The following is an 18,654-nucleotide window of genomic DNA, read 5'->3' as shown; positions in this document are numbered from 1 at the left end:
ACATTAGATTGAAAGAGTCGAAAACTTTCCTACCACAAAATTGTATGCGCCAGCATCAATCTCTCAGGTTACGGATGTATTCGACAAATCTTCTTATGCCATCTAGTCCATAGTAGCTGGTTCCAGATGCTACTAACTCCGGGACTATCTCATCCTCACCTGTGCTTTGGCGCGACACTACCGACATAGCTGAGCCAAATTCTTGGAACAGTAGTTGTTTTGCCTGGGTATCTTCAGGGGTTTCATTTTCGTGGATAAAGAGGACTGGAGAGCGCGTTATAAGCTCTCTGATCGACTCAGCCGACTTGAGCTTGAGAACCTGTGTCATCTTTCTTCCCCATCACATAGTAGTACAAAACAAGAACATCATATCAACAATCCGAATCGGAGAATAGCACATGATGTAGTGCCCAGGTTCCAACCGATCACCATATTTTGTGCATGATACAAGCAACGTTCAGAGTACCGCGAAATCTGTGAAATTTTCGGGAATCACCCAGCAATCGCTCAGGACCACAATGCCTGCAGCAAGCAGGCCTTTGAAAGGAGCATTCCTGGGGACAGTTCGGTATAGCGGGGATAATCCTGTCTGCAGTATCGCTAAGTGCTTGGAAGCAACAGAGTTGACGCAATTGAGGCATAGCGAGCATTTAGCAAGGAATACCCTCATGCCCTCCACCGCCCTCATCCGCCCGCCGCGCCCCGACGACTACGATCAGTGGCTGCCGCTCTGGCACGCCTACAACGTCTTCTACGGGCACGCCTGGGGGCCGGGCGGCGAGCCGCCGGTGGAGCCCGACGTGACGGCGATGACCTGGGGGCGGCTCTTCGACGACGCCCAGCCGCTGTGGGGACTGGTGGCGGAAGCGGCGGACGGCAGGCTGCTGGGCTTCACCCACTACCTCTATCACCTGAGCACCAATGTCCTGGGCTCGCTGTGCTACCTGGAGGACCTCTTCACCGCCGAGGCGGCGCGCGGGCAAGGCGTCGGGCGGGCGCTGATCGAGGCGGTCTGCGACGCGGCCATGGCGGCGGGCGCCAAGCGCGTCTACTGGCAGACGCAAGGCGACAACGCGACGGCGCGGCGGCTCTACGATGCCGTGGCCAAAAACAGCGGCGCCATCATCTACGAGCGCGAGATCAAGGGCGGACGCTAGGCGGAGCGACGGGGAAAAATCGCACTACTGCGGCAACTTACCGCAGTGCGGCAAAACGCCCTGCGACACTTCTGCAAGTCGATCGCGCGGGGGGCCTGCCCTATATCCGGGGCACCTGACTGGCAAATCAGAACAACAAAAACCGATCCCCCCAACTGCAAGGCTGGACCCCTTACCTATGCGTCATCTTCCCTACGTTGTCGGCCTCTTCATGCTGCTGCCCTTCGCGGTGTGGCTGGGCCTGGACCTGACCATCCTGCCGGGCTCGACCCGCAACCTGGACCTGCCGCTGGTGGCGGCGCTGACCGCCGTCTGCCTGCCGCTGCTGGCCTGGTTCTTCCTGGTGAACCTGGGCTTCCTCGCCAACTCCATGAGCGGCGCCTGCGAGTTCGAGCGGCCGCGGAACCCGGCCGTGCGCCTCACCATTGCTGCTCTGCCCTGGATCTCCCTGGGCGGCAGCCTGGCCAGCGTGCCCTTGCTGGCTGCCGAAGGATTGCAACCGGCCCTGCTGGCGCTGCCGCCGGTCGTCGGCGCGCTGATCTTCTTCGCCATCCGCTTCGGCGAGAAGGCGCGGACGCAGGACCGCCACCGCCTGCGCGCGAAGGCCGCCGCCGACAGCCGGCCGCGCGGCGCGGGCCTGGCGGCCCTGGGCGGCGGCGCCTTGCGCGCGCTCTACGCCGTGCCGCTCGTCGGCTGGCTGGTGAAGGACGCGGCCAACGGCCGTGCCAGCGCCAAGGCCTTCTTCGCCTTCAACTGCTTCCTGCTGCTGGCCGCCGGCGTCGCCGTCTTCGGCTACCCGGTGCTGATCGTCGCCGCGCTGAGCCTGGTGCCGCTGGTCTTCGCCGGCCTCTTCGTGCTGACCTGGGCCTGACAAAGGGCGAGGCGGGCCCGCGAGTCCGCCGCCCCACCCCCACCCTGACCCTCCCCCATCAAGGGGGAGGGGAACGCAGGAATGGGGAGAGGGATAAAAAAACGGGGCCGGACCCACCGTTCGTTCGATGGGTCCGGCCCCGCCGGCAGTCCGGGCTCAGCCGGCCTTCGCGTGCTTACGCACGCTTGGGCCGGATCCGCACCAGATCCTCTAGAACGCCGTCGATACCGTTGGTCACGACGACGTTGCCGAACTTCTCCGACACCTTCTCAAGCGCCTCGAGCTCCTTCAGCCGCAGGAGGATGGGGTTGTCCTCCATCAGCTTGGCGGTGTTCAGCAGGGACCGCGTGGCCGCGGTCTCCTCACGCCGCTTGATGACGTTGGCCTGGGCGGTCTTCTCCGCCTCGATGACCCGGTTCATCAGCTCCCGCACGTCTCCGGGCAGGATGATGTCCTTCACACCGACGGAGGGTACCGCAAGGCCCGCGTCACCCAGCTTGGGCAGCACCAGCGCCTCGATCGCCTGGTTGATGCCCAGCTTGTCGCCGAGCACCTGCTCCAGGGTCCGGGTGCCGATGACCTGCCGCAGCGCGAACTGAAGCTCCTTGTAAAGGAAGTCCTTCAGGTCGCTGGTCAGGGCGACCGCCTTCAGCGGATCGACGATCCGGAAGACGGCGGTCAGGTTGGCACGCAGGCCGACCCGGTCCTTGGTCAGCAACTCCTGGCCGGTCACCTCCAGGGTCTGCAGCCGCAGATCGAAGGAGGCCACGTCGATCCGGTGCAACGCCTTCACGAAGGCGTAGCGGCCCGGCTTCAGCTGCTTCTGCAGCACGCCGTCCAGGTAGAGCAGACCGACGTGGTCGGAGACCACCTCAACCACCGCCACCAGGTCCTTCGCGCCCAGCCGCGCCAAAGGGCCGACCAGCCGCTCCGGCAGCTCGAAAGCGGCGGCCGCGTCGACCACCTCCAGCTTCACCTGCCGCAGCGCCTTGGCGTAGAACGCCACGCTACGCGGCGCCACCAGGCCCGCCAGCTTGCCGTCGGCATAGACGATGCCCAGATCGCCATCCCCCATGTCGGCGACGAGGAAGTGCTCCTCGACCACCCGGGGGTGGGTCAGGTAGAGCGCCGCCAGGGCCGCGTCGCGAACCGGCAGGGCCCGCAGGTCGAGCTTCACGACCTCGATCTCCGCCCGGCCCGGCAGGAAGCGGTACACGCCCGGCGCCAGCACCTTCTGGAAGGCCCGGTCCCGGTAGAGGAGACCGAGCTCGTAGTCCGCGATCTTCTCGGTCTTGAAAACCATCGGTCTGTTCCTTTCTTCTTCTTTCTCTCTTCTCTTCTTCTGTCGTTGTCCCGCGAGGGATCGGAGCATTGCTTGTTTATGTTTTTCGCCCCGTTTCGGGGGCCGGGAAATGCTCCTAAAAAATATCGGTTGAGGAACACCGGAAGAGCCCCGACGCCGGCTGCTGGACGGCCCCGGCCCTCTCCCTCCCCCGCCCGCGCGGGACCCCGGGGTTCCCTTCCCGAAAATGCGGAAAGGGCGTGCCGGAATCTCTTGTGGACAGCGTCGGAGAGCGCGGTGGGGACGCGCGGAAGCAGGCCGCCGCCTGGCCCCTGCCCGTTGCCGCGGCGCACCGCCGAAGCGGCACGCAGCAGCGCGAGGCGGGGCCTGGCGCTCTTCCGGCATCCTTCGTTTCGGATCAGCGTTAAAGGCTGAGTGTGATGGCGGGAGTTGAACCCGCGACATCTAGCGTTGAAAGCTAGTGCTCTTACCCTCTGAGCTACATCCATGGCGCCGAATGCGGGAATCGAACCCGCGACCTCCGGATCGACAATCCGGTGCTCTCACCGCTGAGCTAATTCGGCCGCTAAGGTACCTATTGCTCGACACACGAAGGGCGCATTACCAACGCCGATCGCGCCGGCCGGGCCTACAGAACCCGGACCATAGAGCGGTCTGCCAAGTACCAAACGAATAGGGCTCCTGATCCTCTCGCGAGGGATGCCGTTCGTCGTTATGTCTGTCTTGAATTCATTTCGTTCCTGCCTCCGTCTTGCGTTGTCGCCGGGGCAGGAGTCGCGCGGAAACCGCGGGCTCTAGACCCGGTGTGTGTTGGCCCTTTCGTCGGGGCTTATGTGACGATCCATAAAGGTCATCGGGTTTCCGTTTCGCGTTGTCCGGCGCGCGGGAGTGCGTCCGGGAGGCGGGGTATAGGCCAGGTCGGAGTCGGAAATCAACCCGAACCTGCGGTTGAGGCGAAAAAAGACCAATCGTGAAAGTTCGCGGCGGTGAAGCGCGAAGAAAGTTGCGCCGCCTCGGGAAGAAGCCCGGCCGGGCCCGCCCGAGACGGCGCAGGAGAAGAACGGAAGCTTGGGCCCGCGCCTAGGCCGCGCGCACGGAGTCCAGGAAGTCCTGCACCTCGCGCTGCAGCTCGTCGGCCTGGGCCGTCAGGGCGTCGGCGGCGCTCAGCACCTGCGACGCGGCGGCGCCGGTCTGGGCCGCCCCCTGGTTGACGTTGCCGATGTTGGCGGAGACGTCGCTGGTGCCGGCCGAGGCCTGCTGCACGTTGCGGGCGATCTCCGAGGTGGCCGCGTTCTGCTGCTCCACCGCCGCGGCGATGGCCGAGGCGTTCTCGTTGATGCTGGCGATGATCCCGCGGATGCCGTCGATGGCCGTCACTGCGCCGCCGGTGGCGTCCTGCATGCCGCCGATCTGCAGGCCGATCTCCTCGGTCGCCTTGGCGGTCTGGGTCGCCAGGGTCTTCACCTCGCTGGCCACCACGGCAAAACCCTTGCCCGCCTCGCCGGCGCGCGCCGCCTCGATGGTGGCGTTCAAGGCCAGCAGGTTGGTCTGCTCGGCGATGTCCTGGATCAGGCCGACGACGTCGCCGATCTTCTGCGCCGCATCGTCCAGGCCCTTGACCCGCCCGGTGATGTTCTCGGTCTCCGCCACCGCCTTGGTGGTGTAGTCGTTGGACTGGGCGACCTGGCGCGAGATCTCGCCGATCGAGGCGGACAGCTCCTCGGCGCCGGAGGCCGCGGTCTGCACGTTGGAAGACGCCTCCTCCGCCGCGCCGGTGACCAGCTTCGCGTTATCAGCCGTCTCTTCCGCCGTCAGGTTCATCTTCTGGGCGACCGCGCGCATCTCCTCGCAGGAGGTCGTGACGGCCTTCAGCACCGCCGCGGCCTTCTGGTCGAAGCTCTGGCAGAAGCCCTCGATCTGCCTGGCGCGCGCTTCCTTGGCGGCCTGTTCCTGCTGCTGTGCCGCCGCGAGTTCCTTCGCCTTCACGCCGTTCTGCTTGAAGACCTCGACCGTGCCGGCCATGGCGCCGATCTCGTCCTTGTCGGCGGCGAAGGGCACGGTGACGGAGAAGTCGTCCTCGGCCAGCTTCAGCATGGCGCCGGCCAGACGGCCGATGCGCACGGAGATGCCGCGGCCCATGACCAGCGCCAGGGTCACCGCCACCACGAAGGAGACCACCGTGGCGATGATGATCAGGATGACGCCGTCGCTCCTGTGGCCGCGCAGGTTCTCCACGCCCAGCTCCATGGCATCGTGGATCGCCTCCTCTGCGGCGTCGGCGGTGGCGATCAGGGTCTCGAAGGAGGTATCGAAAATCTCGTCGGCCTCGCTGCCGGCGCCGGACACGTCAAGGCTGGACTGGTAGCGGGACTGTGCCAGGTCGCTCAGCTCCTGAATGCCGCTCAGCAGTTCCGAGGCACCGGCCATGCGGTAGGTCTCGCCCAGTTGGGCGATGCGCGCCTGGGCCTCGGCGAAATTGCCGGTGGCCTCCACGATATCCTCGCCGGCGTCGCCGCCCACTACCTCTTCCACCATCAGGTGACCGTTGGCCAGCAGGAAGCGCGCCTCGCCGGCGAGCTGCTGCGCTTCGGCGACGTTGCTCAGGAACCCGTCGCCGGCGCCCTCGGCGATCCCGGCCAGCAGGCCGTCGTAGAGCTCGTCGAAGCGCACGTCGGCGTCGCTGCCGACACCCTGGTTGTCGTTCAGCGAGGCGTAACGCTGCTCCGCCACAGCGATAAAGCTGTCGAGATTCTCCAGGACCTTGGTGACGTCGCCGCGCACGACCGGGTCTTCGCTGGCGTAGAAGCGGCCCTCGTCGTTCTCGCCGCCGTTGAGGATGGCATTGGCGTAGAAGCGCGCTTCGTCGAGCAGATCCCAGACCACCTGGATATCTTCGCCGGTGTCCCCGGCCATGATCTCCTCGAAGATCAGGTGGGCCTCGGTGGCCGACAGCTTGATCTCCATGGCGGCATCGCCCAGCGGCGCCAGCCGCTCGGCCACCTCGACACCCTCGCGGCCGATGCTGTTGGCGGTCCAGCCGCCGATCAGGCCGGTCACCGCGGTCAGCACGGCCAGGGTCACGAAACAGCCGAGAATCTTCGCCTTCACGCTCTGCCCGCGAAGGAAACTCAAACCGGTCGCTATGGTCATGGGAAAGGTCACTCCTGCGCCCGCCGCGGGTCCCAGCTGCCGCAGGCCTGTTGAATAGGAATACGTAGCTTTAGCACCAAGCAATTAACAAAAAATGCCCAAGAATCAGGGGTCTATTGACTTACGGTTCAGAATGGAGAAACAAACACAACCTTTAGCCGAAACGATTAGATCAGGCCGGCAAGGCGCAACCGGCGCGGCAGCGGCGAAGAAAGTTGCGCGGCTCAGGGCGAGGCGCTACCTCTGCTGGCTGGGCGGGAACAAGAAAAACACTGCGGATGGGGCGGGCGACGGCGGTTATGGGCAACAGCGTAAATCCCTTCGAAGACAACCTGGACCAGGGGCCGGCCAACCACCTGGCGCTCAGCCCCCTGAGCTTCCTGCCGCGCGCGGCCGCGGTCTACCCAGAGCGCTGCGCGGTCATCCACGGCGATCTCACCTACACCTGGGCGGAGGCCTACGCGCGCAGCCGGCGCCTCGCCTCGGCGCTGCAGCAGCGCGGCATCGGGCGCGGCGACACCGTGGCCATCATGGCGCCCAACACCCCGCCCTGCCTGGAGGCCCACTTCGGCGTGCCCGCCGCCGGCGCGGTGCTGAACGCCCTCAACGTGCGCCTCGACGCCGCGACCATCGCCTTCATGCTGAACCACGGCGAGGCCAAGGTGCTGATCACCGACCGCGAGTTCTCACCCGTCATCAAGGAGGCCCTGGCGGAGATTGGCCGCGAGATCCTGGTGATCGACATCGACGACCCGCTCGGAGAAGGCGGCGAGCTGCTGGGCGAGACGGACTACGAGAGCTTCCTCGCCACCGGCGACCCCGACTTTCCCTGGACCCTGCCCGGCGACGAATGGGAGTCGCTCTCCCTGCTCTACACCTCCGGCACCACCGGCGACCCCAAGGGCGTGGTCTATCACCACCGCGGCGCCTACCTGAACGCCATCGGCAACATCCAGGTCTGGGGCATGGGCCCGCACCCGATCTACCTCTGGACGCTGCCGATGTTCCACTGCAACGGCTGGTGCTTTCCCTGGACGATCACCGCGCTGGCCGGCACCCACGTCTGCCTGCGCCACGTGCGCGCCGCGGCGATCTACGACGCCCTGGCCGACCACGGCGTGACCCATATGTGCGGCGCGCCCATCGTCATGCAGATGATCCTGAATGCCCCTGAGGAAGAGCGCCGCGACTTCGATCAGCAGGCAAAGTTCATGACCGCCGCCGCGCCGCCGCCGGCCGCGGTGCTGGCCGCCATGCAGGACGCGGGCATCGAGGTCACCCACGTCTACGGCCTGACCGAAGTCTACGGCCCTGCCGTGGTCTGCGCCTGGCACAGCGAGTGGGACGGCCTGGACATCGATCAGCAGGCGGCGATGAAGGCGCGCCAGGGCGTGAACTATCCGGCGCTGGAAGGCCTCATGGTCGCAGACGCCGAAACGCTGGAACCGGTGCCGCGCGACGGCGAGACCCTGGGCGAGGTCTTCATGCGCGGCAACGTGGTGATGAAGGGCTATCTGAAGAACGAGAGCGCGACGGACAAGGCCTTCAAGGGCGGCTGGTTCCACACCGGCGACCTCGCCGTGTGGCATCCCGACGGCTACATCGAGCTGAAGGACCGCTCCAAGGACATCATCATCTCCGGCGGCGAGAACATCTCCTCCATCGAGATCGAGGACGCGCTCTACCGCCACCCGGCCGTCGCCGGCGCGGCGGTCGTCGCCCGGCCCGACGACAAGTGGGGCGAGACCCCTTGCGCCTTCATCGAGCTGAAGCCGGGCGCGAGCGCCGAGGAGGCGGAGATCATCGAATTCTGCCGCGACCACCTGGCCCACTTCAAGGCGCCCAAGACCGTGGTCTTCGGCCCCCTGCCCAAGACCTCCACCGGCAAGATCCAGAAATTCGTTCTGCGCGAAGAGGCGAAGGGGCTGTAGTCCTCGATCACACCCTTCGAGACGCGATCCTTCGGACCGCTCCTCAGGGTGAGGCTGGAGAACCGACCTCATGTTGAGGAGCGGGCGTCTCGAAGCACGAGGTCAATCATCCCAGAAACAAAACCGCGCCCCTCGGCACCTCCTGAAACGGAGGGCGGGGGACGCGGGTAAAAGCGTCAAATGCCTGCTTGTCTTCTCGTCGTGCCGACGCTTGGTCCTAGCTTTACTCCTTTGGGGACATCTCCCCCGGCACGAGCCTGCCTGGCGGCTGATTGGTCAGCGCCTGAGACTGAGGCTTTGCTTGGGAGTTTTGCTAGGCGTGGTCTAGATGCCCCGCTATTTCGTCCTTGATGCGGAGCTTTTCACGTTTAAGTTCAATGATGCGGAGATCATCGGGATGCGGCCGGTGCTCTTCGTCGTCAATTGCGTTTTCGATGGCCGCATGCTTGGTGCGCAATGACGCGATACGCTCATCTGCTGGCATTCGGAACCTCCAATGAGCCTTGGGTACCTCCATATGCTAGCCTAGGACGCATTTTTTTGCAATTACGTGACGCCCTGAAATTGCACGGATCCGGGTTAAAATTGTGACGCAAAATCAACGGCTGATCGTCGGAATTACGGGGGCAAGCGGCGTGCGATATGGCGTGCGGATGCTGGAAATCCTGCGCGATCTGCCGGTTGAGAGCCACCTGGTGCTCTCCAAGGCGGCGGAAACCACCCTGGCCTATGAAACCGACCTCAAGGTCGCCCAGGTCAAGGCCCTGGCCGACGTGGTCTACCCGGTGGGCGACGTGGGCGCGGCGATCGCCAGCGGCTCCTTCCAGACGCTCGGCATGGTGATCGCCCCCTGCTCGATTCGCTCCATGTCGGAGATCGCCACCGGCGTCACCTCCAACCTGTTGACCCGCGCTGCCGACGTGGTGTTGAAGGAGCGCCGCCGCCTGGTGCTGATGCTGCGCGAAACGCCACTGCACACGGGCCACCTGCGCTCCCTGCTGGCGCTCTCGGAAATGGGCGCGGTCATCGCCCCGCCGGTGCCCGGCTTCTACGCCAAGCCGGAGTCGCTCGACGAGATGGTCGACCACACGGTGGGCCGCGTGCTCGACCTCTTCGGGCTCGAGGCCGGCAAAGTGAAACGCTGGGGCGAGGAGTCGGGCAAGGTGCGCCCGCTCAGGGGCTGAGGGTAAGCGCCAACCATGTACGCCCTATCCCAGATCTACAGCTTCTATCAGCGAATATTCTGGTGGATGGGCCGGAAGCGACAAGAGCGGCCCTTCACCTACGGCCTTGTCTTCGCGCTCGCCTGCCTCTGCTCTATCGCGCTTGCGCCTTATCTGTTGAAGCCCATCGTACCCTTTGGCGTCACCTTCCTGGCCACCCTTGTCCTCTGGGCTCCCCTGCTCTTCATGTACTTTCGCCAGGACTGAATTTTCAGTCTTCGAGGATGCGGATCGCGTGCACCGGGGCCACCTCAGGGCAGGCGCCGTGCAGGATGGCCGCGAGATCGGCGAGGTCGTCGTCGGTGGGCAGCGGCTTGAAGCGCGTGAGATAGAGCCGCAGGTTGGCGGCGACGGCCTCGGCGTCGCCCGCGCCTTCCGGCACCTCCAGTTCCTGGTAGAGCACCAGCTGCTCCAGCATCTCGGCCTGCAGCTCCAGGCCCTTGACCTCCTCGCGGAAGGCCTCGCCCAGGTCGTCGGGCACGACGACCTGCTGCTTCAGCCAGCGCCGCGCCGCGCGCAGCGGCGCCACCACCTCGTCGTGCCAGGGCCGCGAGGCCGAGCGCAGCAGCCCCAGGTCGGCGTTGTCGAGCCGCCGGCCGCGGGTGCCCGCCCAGGCGCAGAACAGCAGCAGGTTCACGTCCAGGCCGTGGCGGTCCTGCAGATCGAGGCAGGCCTCGGCCACGCCGGGCCGTCCGTAGACGCTGCCGGAAAAGAGCCAGAAAGGCGTCTTGTCCGGTGCGGTGACAGCCTCCCTCTGCGTCATGGCGAGAACTCCCCGAGATAGGTGCCCAGCCCGCGGGCGGTGTGCACCAGCGGTCCGTCCAGATCGACGGCCTTGTAGCCGGCGATGGCCTCGGCGATGGGGATGTCGACAACCTGGCGGCCGCTCCAGGCCACCATGCGGTCGAACTTGCCCTCGGCGATGAGGTCCACCGCGTGGACGCCGAAAATGGAGGCCATGAGCCGGTCGCGGTCGGTCGGCATGCCGCCGCGCTGCAGGTGGCCCAGCACGGTCACCCGGGTCTCCGCGCCCGTCTCCTCGGCGATGCGCGCGGCCAGGTAGTGGCCGACACCGCCGTAGGTCTGCGCGCCGCTCGCCTGTGTCTGCTTCACCAGTTCACCTTCCTCGGTCTTCACCGCCTCGGCCACCACCACCAGGGCGAAGTTGCGCCCGCCCTGGCGGATCTGCTCCAGTTTGGCGGCGATGCCGGTCACGGTATAGGGAATTTCCGGGATCAGGATGACGTCGGCGCCGCCGGCGATGCCGGCGGCTATGGCGATGTGGCCGGCGTCGCGGCCCATGACCTCCAGCACCATGACCCGTGAGTGGCTGGCCGCCGTCGGCTGCAGCTGGTCCAGGGCGTCGGTCGCCACCTTCACCGCGGTGGAATAGCCGATGGACAACTCCGTGTGGCCCAGATCGTTGTCGATGGTCTTGGGCACGGTGACCAGGTCGATGCCGCCCTCCTGGGCCAGGCGCCGCAGGATCGCCTGGCTGCCGTCGCCGCCGATGCCGATCAGGGCGTCGAGGTCCAGCTCGCGGTAGCCCTCGATAACCTCGCCGGCCCGGTTGACGCGGCTGCCGTCGGGCAGCGGGTAGTCGAAGGGATTGCCCTTGTTGGTGGTGCCCAGGATGGTGCCGCCACGGCGCAGCAGGCTGCCGTCGAAGAGATCGAGTCCCAGTTCCAGGGTCTGCGCCTCCACCGGCCGCGCCAGCAGGCCGGCTGTGCCGTTGCGGATGCCGACCACCTGCCAGCCGTAGTGCCCGACCGCGCGCAGGACCACCGCCCGCAGGATCGCGTTGAGGCCGGCGCAGTCGCCGCCGCTGGTCAGTACCCCGATGCGTTTATGCCCTGTGGGTTTGACTGCAACCATGGTCCCCCGTCACCTTCCGCGCGAAAAAAGTCCTCTCCGGGAGACTTTAGAGTCCTTTTAAGTCAGATTGAACCGTCCTGCCGGGCGAGACCCCGCCCGCGGCAGCCCGGCGCGGGCTCCAAGAACCGCGGCTTTGTGGAAAGAAGCCGCGCAGGACTCCCACCCCGGGCGCCAAAAGAGTATACTGGCGCACCTCGAGAACCGTTCCAGAGCGCAATGGACCAACCCGATTTTGAGCAGATGCGTCGCAGGCTGGCGGAGCTGAAGTCAGAGCACCGCGACCTCGACGACGTGATCAGCCATCTAGTGGAAACCCGGCCTTTCGACCAGCTTCAGCTGCAGCGCCTCAAAAAGCGCAAGCTGGCGCTGAAAGATCAGATTCTGAAGCTGGAAGACGCGCTCCTGCCCGACATCATCGCCTAGGGTATTATCGCCGGGGGTATTATCGCCGGGGCCTCATGGCCCCGGGGCAAGGGATCCGCTCAGGGTTCCCCGCGGCCGCCGCGCTTGTTCGCGTACATCGCCCGGTCCGCCGCCTTGAGGGCGTCGTCGGCCTGCTGGCCGCCGCTCAGCGCGTGGGCGCCGTAGGCGACGCTGACGCGCAGGGGCTCGCCCTCCCAGACCACCTCCTCGGCGGCGATGGCCGCGGCCAGCCGGTCCGCCTTGTCGGCGGCGACGTCGAGGCCCGACTGGGCCAGGATGACGCCGAACTCGTCGCCGCCCAGACGCCCGACCACGTCGGAGGCGCGGGTGTCACGCAGCAGCACCTCGCAAATCCGCTTCAGCACCGCGTCACCGGCGGCATGGCCGTGGGTGTCGTTGATGACCTTCAGGTCGTTGACGTCGAAATAGAGGACCGCGCCGGCCGCGCCATAGCGTTCCTCGAAGGCCGCCATGCGGCCCAGTTCGCGCACGAAGGCCCGGCGGTTCAGCACCGGGGCCAGGGAATCCTGGTCGGCCAGCTGCTCCAGGTAGCCGACCCGCTGGCGCGCCTCCTCCAGATCCTGGCGCAGGGAATAGACCTCCGCCATGAGCTCCTGCAGGGCCTTGCGGACCTTCGGCGTCAGCTCCGATTCGGGGATCCCCATCACGGTCGCCACGTCTTCGGCCCGCGGCACCGGCTGGGGCTGGGCCGCGTTGCGGTAGGCGGTCTCGGCCCTGACCGCGCTGCCGCCGGTCACGGGGGTGGCCCCACCTGTCTTGCTTACCTTCATCCTGGCTTCCGTCACTTGCCCAGCGGCCGCTCCGCCCGGTGAACCCCCGGCGACGCCCCGAATCTAGCACGAAGCTTAGTGCGGGAGGGTAAACGCTTCCTTGCGGCGCCGGAACCGGGGAACCGCCGTGGGCCAGCGCCAAAGCCCGGAAAACCGCCCTTTTCCGCGCCCTTCAGGTCCCGCCCTCCCCCCGGACGCGGCCCTGCCTGCGCCCCGCTTGCGTGCGGAGGGGCTAGTCCGGATAATGCGCCCCTTTTTCGGGAACGCCCCCAAGGCTGCAGGAAACGGAACAAGAGATGGCGGAAGCAACGCCCCAGGTCGGCATCATCATGGGCAGCCAGTCCGACTGGCCGACCATGAAGCACGCCGCCGAGGTCCTGGAAACGCTGGGTGTCGCCTATGAGGCGCGCATCGTCTCGGCCCACCGCACGCCCCAGCGGCTCTACGACTACGCCAGCGGCGCGCGCGAGCGCGGCCTGAAGGTGGTTATCGCCGGGGCCGGCGGCGCCGCCCACCTGCCGGGCATGGCGGCCTCCATGACACCGCTGCCGGTCTTCGGCGTGCCCATCGAAAGCAAGTCGCTGAAGGGCCAGGATTCGCTGCTCTCCATCGTGCAGATGCCCGGCGGCGTGCCGGTCGGCACCCTGGCCATCGGCAAAGCCGGGGCGATGAACGCCGCCCTGCTGGCCGCCGCCGTGCTGGCGCTGAACGACCCCAGGATCGCCGCGGCGCTGGACGAGTGGCGGGCCCGGCAGACCGAGGCCGTGGCCGAGCATCCCTCCGACGACGGCTGACCGGGGGAAGCGACCTTGCCCGATCACCCTGTGCCTGATCTGAGCGGCCCCCTGGCCCCCGGCGCCACCCTCGGCATTCTCGGCAACGGCCAGCTCGGCCGTATGGCGGCGCTGGCCGCCGCGCGCCTGGGCTACCGCTGCCATGCCTACGGCCCCGAAGCCGACGGGCCGGCCAACCAGGTCTGCGATGCCGCCACGGTGGCGGCCTACGACGACGAAGCCGCCCTGGCGCGCTTCGCCGCGGCAGTCGACGTGGTCACCTTCGAGTTCGAGAACATTCCCCTGGCCACGGTTGAGGTGCTGGAGAAGCTGGTGCCGCTCAGGCCCAGCGCCAAGGTGCTGTCGATCTGCCAGCACCGGCTGCGCGAGAAGGAGTTCTGCCACGGCGCCTCCGTGCCCACCGCGGACTACCGCCCGGCCGAGGACGTGGACAGCCTGCAGCAGGCGGTCAACGAGATCGGCACCCCCTGCATCCTGAAGAGCGCCGAGCTGGGCTACGACGGCAAGGGCCAGGTCCGCATCACCGCGGACAGCGACCTGGGCGAAGCCTGGAACGCCATGCGCGGCCATGCCGCCCAGGCCATCGGCATCGTCGAGGCCGTCGTCGAGTTCCGCATGGAGATCTCGGTCATCGTCGCGCGTGGCGCCAACGGCACGACGCGCGCCTATGTGCCCGTGGAAAACCGCCACAAGAACCACATCCTGGATGAGACCATCGCGCCGGCCAACCTGCCCGACGAAATCTCCGACCGCGCCGAGGCCATCGCCCGCCACCTGGCGCAGGAGATGGAACTGGTCGGCCTGCTGGCGGTGGAGATGTTCGTCACCCATGACAACAAGGTGCTGGTCAACGAAATGGCGCCGCGCCCGCACAACTCGGGCCACTGGACCATCGACGCCTGCGTGACCTCGCAGTTCGAGCAGTTCGTGCGCGCCGTCGCGGGGCTACCCCTCGGATCGACCGAACGGCTGTGCGATGCGGTGATGAAAAACCTGCTGGGCGACGAGATCGACGACTGGAAGAAGATCCTTGGCGACCCCGGCAACAAGCTGCACCTCTACGGCAAGGCCTCGGCCCGGCCCGGGCGCAAGATGGGCCACGTTACCCGGCTGATCCGCCGCTGACGGACCGCCGGCCCGGCGCTCAGGGGCGCGGGCAGAAGCGGATGAGGGCGTCTTCGATCTGTTCGGCCAGGACCGGCTTGATGAGAATGTCGGCGGGATGGTCGGTCTTGATGCGGTCGATGGTTTCCTGCTCGTTCGAGCCGGTCACATAGACCGTGGGCACGGACTTGAACCGGCAAATCTCGTTGGCTGCATCCACGCCGTCCTTGGCGCCCACAAGGCGCACGTCCATGAAGACCATCGCCGGATCCTCCTCGCGGGCCAGGCGGACAGCTTCGTCCGCCGACTTGGCGATCCCGCAGACGTCGTAACCCAGAGACTCGACGAGCACCTTGAAGTACTCGGCGATCATACGTTCGTCCTCGACGATAAGAACCTTGGGTGCAACTTCCATCAAGTTCCTCAATCCGATGCCAGGGGGATCGTCAAAATTACCCCAAAACCGTCCTTGGAAGTGGTTTGGATTTCGGCGCCCAGCTGGGAGGCCAGGGAACGTAAGATCATGCCGCCGACCCCTTCGCGTCCGCCGTCGTTCTGGCCGCCTTGCGCGCCGGAACGGCCAACCCCGTCGTCGCTGACCGAGAGCCGCAGCAGGTCCTCTCCCTCGCGCTCGGCGACGATGGAAATCACGCCCGCCCGGCCGTCCGGAAAGGCGTGCTTGGCGGCGTTGGACACAAGTTCGGTGATTACCAGGCCGATGGGAATGGCGCGTTCCAGATGGAGCGGCACCGAGGAGATGGCGGTTTCGATGCGCACGCCCCGCGCGTCGAGCCCGGCACCCCGGGCCTGGTAGCTGCACAGATCTTCCAGGAAGCCGCGCAGGTTCACCGTCGCCAGGTCGCGCGCGCCAATGAGGTGCTGGTGGACGAGGCTCAGCGCATGCACGCGGGTGCGAATGCCGGAGAGGCGCTCTTCCAGGGAGCTGTCGTCGCCGTCCATCGCCTCCAGCGCCAGCATGGCGTCGATGAACTGCAGATTGTTCTTTACGCGGTGATAGACCTCTCTCAGCAGGATCTCGCGATCGCTGAGCGCGCGGCGCAGTTCGTCGTTGGACTTGAGCAGCAACTTGGCATCTGCGTTCTCGCGCCAGGCGGTCCACAGCAACAGGATGACCAGGCAACCGGCACCGGTGATCGCCATGATGCTGAGCCGGAAGTTGGCATTGATGAAGCCGCCCTCGACCGCGACCAGCGCCAGCCAGCAGAAGACGAAGGGGCCGAGCACCGCAAACGGCAGGGTGCGCCGCAGCATCGCGCTGCCGGGGCCCGGACCGACGAGGATGCTCATCCACCCCCACGCCGGCCGTGACAGCAGGAGAGCCAGGAACAGCAGGAAGAAGGCGGCGGCGGTATGCAGCGCCATGGCCGAAAAGGCCAGGATCTCGAAGAGGGCCTGGCTGTCGAACACATAGCCGGTCAGGGCCAGCAGCGTGATGAAGAGGCCGATTCCCGTCAGCAGGCCGTAGAGTTCACCGTTTAAGAAGACCGCGCGGCGGCGGCGCACCAGCAAGGCGCTGGCAGCGATGGCCAGGCAAATGGACGTCGCGGGCGCCATGTGGATCGCGGCGCGCTCGTCGGAAAAGGTGAAGAAGAGCTGATCAATGCCGCGTCCTGGCTCCAGCGCGAGCAGCGCCAGGTTCACCAGCGCCAGCGCCAGGGCGGCCATGGCCACGAAGTGGCAGCCGGATCGCCTGGCGGCCCGGTTGTCCGCCAAGGCCTGCAGGAGGCAGAGGCCGCAAGCCAGCAGCCCGAGCGCCGTGCTCATGGCCATCCCCGGCAGCCCGGGCAGGAAACTGCGCAGGAGGGCGACGTCGAGCCCCCAGCCAACCAAAAGCACACAACTTGATAGTAAAACCACGATCGCGGCAAGGAACGCCGCAAGTCGCTTCAAGAACCGGTCCCTGGCACGCCATCGCGACGGCCGCATCTCAATTTCAGACTCTAATAGATGGTCAGTAATCAATTCACCTGGATACCATGGAAATACCCGGAATTGCCCTCGGGGCGTCGCGCCATCCAACACTATCGCAGCGGAACTTAACGATACCAAAATCGGAATAAATCGCAGTGTTTCGTTTAGACATGGATTGTTTTGCCAGTGATTCCATAGCATGGCAACTGCAGGACGAACTTGCCCCCGTAGGACCACTATCCGACAGCCGGGTCGCTGCCGGCGGCCCCTTTCGGCCGGCCGCCAACAGCACGGGAACCAGCGGCGCCCGCCTCGTGCAAGAGTTGGACTGAGCGGACGAAGCGTGGAATTCTGTTTCCTCACCCGGGATTCCCTTGCCGGTAGTCCAGCCGTCTGAGGTCGCATGCAAAGCTTCACTGATGCCGCCCAGACCGACAGCGAGATCATCCGCCAACGCTTCGGCTACTGGCACAGCAAGTGCGGTCCCGGCGCGATCCCAAAACGCAACGATATCGATCCCGGCGAAATTTTCCCGATCCTGCCGAACATCCTTATTGTTGACTTCGAGCAGGACCCTTTCCGGGTGAAGGTCCGCCTGGTCGGCACCCGCATCGTGGAGGTCACGGGGTACTAGTTTAGCGGGTGTTATCTGGACGAGATCGTCGCCAGGGACGTCGAAGGAGATTTCGCAGAGTGCTATCGTACTGCAAGCTTGCGGATGATCCCGGTGCCGACCCGCATCCTGTGGCGCTTCGACGAGGAGACCACGGGCAATTACGACTTTTCCGCAATGCCTCCGGACGACGACGGGCGGATCGCCACGCGGGCGATAGCGGTGGAGTGCTATGCGAAGCTTGAAAAGCAATACCTGCCCTGAAGCGGTAGCAACAGCGCCGGCCCGAAAGGGCCACCGCTTGGCGAGGGAATGACGCCCCATGCAGTGCATCACCCAGGCCGACCAGATCGAGAGCGCCGCGATCCGCCAGCTGTTCCTCTACTGGCGCAGCAAGTGTGTTGACGGGCGCATTCCCCGGCGCGCCGACATCGACCCGGTGGACATCCCGAGCCTTATGCCGAACATCATGATCACCGACATCGAGCACGACCCCTTCCGCGTCAGATACCGCCTGGTGGGGACCAAGGTGGTGCAGATGACGGGCTATGAGTTCACCGGCAAGTACCTGGATGAGATCGCCCTGCCGAACGACGAAGGGCCGTTCCAGGAATGCTATCAGGCCGCCTGCGAAAGCCGTCTGCCGGTGCTGCAACGGATCAGGTGGCATCTGGCCGAAGACACGATCGAGGAATACGACATCTGCATCCTGCCCCTGTCCGACGACGGCGAGACGGTGAACAAAGCCGTGGCGATCGAGTGCTACGCCACCGTCAGGCGCGCCTACAAGTTCGCCGGCAAACCGGCGGCGGCGCCCGCTACAAGGAACCCCGTCAAGTAGATTGCCGGCGGCGCGTCGGGGGGGAGGACAGCCCCAACCACGTTGGCTATCATGCAAGATCGGGAAACCGAAGGTGGAGAGGGCCGACCATCGCGAGACAATGCCATATTGATGAAACGCATTACCCATGAGGACGAGATAGAAAGCGCCGCCATCCGCGCGCTTTTCAGATATTGGCAAAGCAAGTGTCCCGAAGGCGGCATCCCGCGCCGGGCCGACATCGACCCCGTGGAAATCCCGCGGCTGATGCCCAACCTGCTGATCGTCGACATCGAATATGGCCCATTCCGGGTCAAGTACCGTCTGGTCGGCACCCGCATCGTCGAGATGACCGGCTTCGAGTTCACCGGCAAATACCTTGACGAAATCGCCCTGCCGAACTTCGAAGGCCCTTTCGAGGAGTGTTACCAGGTCGCCTGCGAGACGAAGTCGCCGGTCATCACCCGCATCAAGTGGAGCCTCTCCCCGGACATCGTCGCCGAGTACGACGTCTGCTTCCTGCCGCTTTCGGACGACGGGAAGACCGCCAACATGGCGCTGTCGCTGGAATGCTACGAGAACATAGAGCGCGACTTCACGCTCTTAGCCGGGCGGGTCTACAAGGCCGGCACGGAAGGCTCCGGCAACTAGGCCGCCGCCTCCCGCA

General features: G+C 65.8%; 21 protein-coding genes and 1 tRNA gene. 12 read left to right on the top strand and 10 right to left on the bottom strand.

Going from position 1 to position 18,654, the window contains the following annotated elements; translation table 11 throughout:
• Positions 1-55 precede the first annotated feature (55 nt).
• Complete coding sequence (locus H7X47_RS06840; protein WP_193367892.1) at positions 56-328, bottom strand: hypothetical protein; 273 nt, start codon at positions 326-328, stop codon at positions 56-58.
• A gap of 340 nt (positions 329-668) precedes the next feature.
• Between H7X47_RS06840 and H7X47_RS06835 the strand changes: the two genes are divergently transcribed.
• Positions 669-1,157: a GNAT family N-acetyltransferase gene (locus tag H7X47_RS06835; RefSeq protein WP_193367891.1), complete on the top strand. Its 489-nt coding sequence runs from the start codon at positions 669-671 to the stop codon at positions 1,155-1,157.
• A 178-nt stretch (positions 1,158-1,335) separates the two neighbouring features.
• Positions 1,336-2,028: a hypothetical protein gene (locus tag H7X47_RS06830; RefSeq protein WP_193367890.1), complete on the top strand. Its 693-nt coding sequence runs from the start codon at positions 1,336-1,338 to the stop codon at positions 2,026-2,028.
• A 175-nt stretch (positions 2,029-2,203) separates the two neighbouring features.
• Here H7X47_RS06830 and H7X47_RS06825 read toward each other — a convergent pair whose 3' ends face one another.
• The 3 genes from H7X47_RS06825 to H7X47_RS06815 form a co-directional block, all read right to left on the bottom strand.
• The gene (locus H7X47_RS06825) at positions 2,204-3,331 is read right to left on the bottom strand and encodes a slipin family protein (protein WP_193367889.1); all 1,128 of its coding nucleotides are present in this window, start codon (positions 3,329-3,331) and stop codon (positions 2,204-2,206) included.
• Positions 3,332-3,818: 487 nt separating this feature from the next.
• Positions 3,819-3,894, bottom strand: a tRNA-Asp gene (locus H7X47_RS06820).
• Between the two features lie 517 nt (positions 3,895-4,411).
• Positions 4,412-6,481, bottom strand: coding sequence for a methyl-accepting chemotaxis protein (locus tag H7X47_RS06815; protein ID WP_193367888.1), 2,070 nt, complete (start codon positions 6,479-6,481; stop codon positions 4,412-4,414).
• Between the two features lie 299 nt (positions 6,482-6,780).
• On the opposite strand from H7X47_RS06815, the gene H7X47_RS06810 reads away from it, so the two are divergent.
• The gene (locus H7X47_RS06810) at positions 6,781-8,412 is read left to right on the top strand and encodes an acyl-CoA synthetase (RefSeq protein WP_193367887.1); all 1,632 of its coding nucleotides are present in this window, start codon (positions 6,781-6,783) and stop codon (positions 8,410-8,412) included.
• 313 nt (positions 8,413-8,725) lie between these two features.
• Here H7X47_RS06810 and H7X47_RS06805 read toward each other — a convergent pair whose 3' ends face one another.
• A complete protein-coding gene (locus tag H7X47_RS06805; RefSeq protein ID WP_193367886.1) occupies positions 8,726-8,896 on the bottom strand; it encodes a YdcH family protein in 171 nt (56 codons plus the stop codon).
• Between the two features lie 103 nt (positions 8,897-8,999).
• Between H7X47_RS06805 and H7X47_RS06800 the strand changes: the two genes are divergently transcribed.
• Positions 9,000-9,596: a UbiX family flavin prenyltransferase gene (locus H7X47_RS06800; protein ID WP_193367885.1), complete on the top strand. Its 597-nt coding sequence runs from the start codon at positions 9,000-9,002 to the stop codon at positions 9,594-9,596.
• A gap of 15 nt (positions 9,597-9,611) precedes the next feature.
• Positions 9,612-9,842, top strand: a complete 231-nt coding sequence (locus H7X47_RS06795) for a hypothetical protein (protein WP_193367884.1) — start codon at positions 9,612-9,614, stop codon at positions 9,840-9,842.
• Between the two features lie 4 nt (positions 9,843-9,846).
• On the opposite strand, the gene H7X47_RS06790 is transcribed toward H7X47_RS06795, so the two are convergent.
• On the bottom strand, positions 9,847-10,398 hold the full coding sequence (locus tag H7X47_RS06790; protein WP_193367883.1) for a TIGR02444 family protein: 552 nt from the start codon (positions 10,396-10,398) through the stop codon (positions 9,847-9,849).
• Positions 10,395-11,510: an ATP-dependent 6-phosphofructokinase gene (locus H7X47_RS06785; RefSeq protein WP_193367882.1), complete on the bottom strand. Its 1,116-nt coding sequence runs from the start codon at positions 11,508-11,510 to the stop codon at positions 10,395-10,397. The genes H7X47_RS06790 and H7X47_RS06785 overlap by 4 nt, the downstream gene beginning before the upstream one ends.
• A gap of 216 nt (positions 11,511-11,726) precedes the next feature.
• On the opposite strand from H7X47_RS06785, the gene H7X47_RS06780 reads away from it, so the two are divergent.
• Positions 11,727-11,933: a YdcH family protein gene (locus tag H7X47_RS06780; protein WP_193367881.1), complete on the top strand. Its 207-nt coding sequence runs from the start codon at positions 11,727-11,729 to the stop codon at positions 11,931-11,933.
• A gap of 59 nt (positions 11,934-11,992) precedes the next feature.
• On the opposite strand, the gene H7X47_RS06775 is transcribed toward H7X47_RS06780, so the two are convergent.
• Positions 11,993-12,724 (bottom strand): GGDEF domain-containing protein, encoded by a 732-nt coding sequence (locus H7X47_RS06775; RefSeq protein WP_193367880.1) that lies wholly within the window; start codon positions 12,722-12,724, stop codon positions 11,993-11,995.
• 296 nt (positions 12,725-13,020) lie between these two features.
• Between H7X47_RS06775 and purE the strand changes: the two genes are divergently transcribed.
• Together purE and H7X47_RS06765 are read left to right on the top strand one after the other, a co-directional pair.
• Positions 13,021-13,518, top strand: a complete 498-nt coding sequence (gene purE, locus H7X47_RS06770; protein WP_193367879.1) for a 5-(carboxyamino)imidazole ribonucleotide mutase — start codon at positions 13,021-13,023, stop codon at positions 13,516-13,518.
• 15 nt (positions 13,519-13,533) lie between these two features.
• Complete coding sequence (locus H7X47_RS06765) at positions 13,534-14,643, top strand: 5-(carboxyamino)imidazole ribonucleotide synthase (RefSeq protein ID WP_227010254.1); 1,110 nt, start codon at positions 13,534-13,536, stop codon at positions 14,641-14,643.
• 19 nt (positions 14,644-14,662) lie between these two features.
• Here the strand turns inward: H7X47_RS06765 and H7X47_RS06760 are convergent, their stop codons facing one another.
• On the bottom strand, positions 14,663-15,037 hold the full coding sequence (locus tag H7X47_RS06760) for a response regulator (RefSeq protein ID WP_193367878.1): 375 nt from the start codon (positions 15,035-15,037) through the stop codon (positions 14,663-14,665).
• Positions 15,038-15,045: 8 nt separating this feature from the next.
• Complete coding sequence (locus tag H7X47_RS06755) at positions 15,046-16,407, bottom strand: sensor histidine kinase (RefSeq protein ID WP_193367877.1); 1,362 nt, start codon at positions 16,405-16,407, stop codon at positions 15,046-15,048.
• Between the two features lie 550 nt (positions 16,408-16,957).
• Between H7X47_RS06755 and H7X47_RS06750 the strand changes: the two genes are divergently transcribed.
• From H7X47_RS06750 to H7X47_RS06735, 4 genes are all read left to right on the top strand, one after another.
• Positions 16,958-17,188 carry a PAS domain-containing protein gene (locus H7X47_RS06750; RefSeq protein ID WP_193367876.1) on the top strand — a complete coding sequence of 77 codons (231 nt, stop codon included), beginning with the start codon at positions 16,958-16,960 and terminating at the stop codon, positions 17,186-17,188.
• Positions 17,189-17,272: 84 nt separating this feature from the next.
• Entirely contained in the window at positions 17,273-17,431 is a 159-nt protein-coding gene (locus tag H7X47_RS06745) for a hypothetical protein (protein ID WP_193367875.1), read from the top strand.
• A 58-nt stretch (positions 17,432-17,489) separates the two neighbouring features.
• Entirely contained in the window at positions 17,490-18,008 is a 519-nt protein-coding gene (locus H7X47_RS06740) for a PAS domain-containing protein (RefSeq protein WP_193367874.1), read from the top strand.
• A 111-nt stretch (positions 18,009-18,119) separates the two neighbouring features.
• Positions 18,120-18,638, top strand: coding sequence for a PAS domain-containing protein (locus H7X47_RS06735; protein ID WP_193367873.1), 519 nt, complete (start codon positions 18,120-18,122; stop codon positions 18,636-18,638).
• Positions 18,639-18,654: the final 16 nt, after the last annotated feature.

Source organism: Pelagibius marinus (assembly GCF_014925385.1).
GTDB classification, from domain to species: Bacteria; Pseudomonadota; Alphaproteobacteria; order Kiloniellales; family Kiloniellaceae; genus Pelagibius; species Pelagibius marinus.
This window is presented reverse-complemented; position numbering and strand designations above follow the sequence as displayed.

Excerpts from the sequence above, each read along its gene's own strand:
- H7X47_RS06840 (WP_193367892.1), bottom strand. The coding sequence starts at position 328 with ATGACACAGGTTCTCAAGCTCAAGTCGGCTGAGTCGATCAGAGAGCTT.
- H7X47_RS06835 (WP_193367891.1), top strand. The coding sequence starts at position 669 with ATGCCCTCCACCGCCCTCATCCGCCCGCCGCGCCCCGACGACTACGAT.
- H7X47_RS06830 (WP_193367890.1), top strand. The coding sequence starts at position 1,336 with ATGCGTCATCTTCCCTACGTTGTCGGCCTCTTCATGCTGCTGCCCTTC.
- H7X47_RS06825 (WP_193367889.1), bottom strand. The coding sequence starts at position 3,331 with ATGGTTTTCAAGACCGAGAAGATCGCGGACTACGAGCTCGGTCTCCTC.
- H7X47_RS06815 (WP_193367888.1), bottom strand. The coding sequence starts at position 6,481 with ATGACCATAGCGACCGGTTTGAGTTTCCTTCGCGGGCAGAGCGTGAAG.
- H7X47_RS06810 (WP_193367887.1), top strand. The coding sequence starts at position 6,781 with ATGGGCAACAGCGTAAATCCCTTCGAAGACAACCTGGACCAGGGGCCG.
- H7X47_RS06805 (WP_193367886.1), bottom strand. The coding sequence starts at position 8,896 with ATGCCAGCAGATGAGCGTATCGCGTCATTGCGCACCAAGCATGCGGCC.
- H7X47_RS06795 (WP_193367884.1), top strand. The coding sequence starts at position 9,612 with ATGTACGCCCTATCCCAGATCTACAGCTTCTATCAGCGAATATTCTGG.
- H7X47_RS06790 (WP_193367883.1), bottom strand. The coding sequence starts at position 10,398 with ATGACGCAGAGGGAGGCTGTCACCGCACCGGACAAGACGCCTTTCTGG.
- H7X47_RS06785 (WP_193367882.1), bottom strand. The coding sequence starts at position 11,510 with ATGGTTGCAGTCAAACCCACAGGGCATAAACGCATCGGGGTACTGACC.
- H7X47_RS06780 (WP_193367881.1), top strand. The coding sequence starts at position 11,727 with ATGGACCAACCCGATTTTGAGCAGATGCGTCGCAGGCTGGCGGAGCTG.
- H7X47_RS06775 (WP_193367880.1), bottom strand. The coding sequence starts at position 12,724 with ATGAAGGTAAGCAAGACAGGTGGGGCCACCCCCGTGACCGGCGGCAGC.
- purE (WP_193367879.1), top strand. The coding sequence starts at position 13,021 with ATGGCGGAAGCAACGCCCCAGGTCGGCATCATCATGGGCAGCCAGTCC.
- H7X47_RS06760 (WP_193367878.1), bottom strand. The coding sequence starts at position 15,037 with ATGGAAGTTGCACCCAAGGTTCTTATCGTCGAGGACGAACGTATGATC.
- H7X47_RS06755 (WP_193367877.1), bottom strand. The coding sequence starts at position 16,407 with ATGAGCACGGCGCTCGGGCTGCTGGCTTGCGGCCTCTGCCTCCTGCAG.
- H7X47_RS06750 (WP_193367876.1), top strand. The coding sequence starts at position 16,958 with ATGCAAAGCTTCACTGATGCCGCCCAGACCGACAGCGAGATCATCCGC.
- H7X47_RS06745 (WP_193367875.1), top strand. The coding sequence starts at position 17,273 with ATGATCCCGGTGCCGACCCGCATCCTGTGGCGCTTCGACGAGGAGACC.
- H7X47_RS06740 (WP_193367874.1), top strand. The coding sequence starts at position 17,490 with ATGCAGTGCATCACCCAGGCCGACCAGATCGAGAGCGCCGCGATCCGC.
- H7X47_RS06735 (WP_193367873.1), top strand. The coding sequence starts at position 18,120 with ATGAAACGCATTACCCATGAGGACGAGATAGAAAGCGCCGCCATCCGC.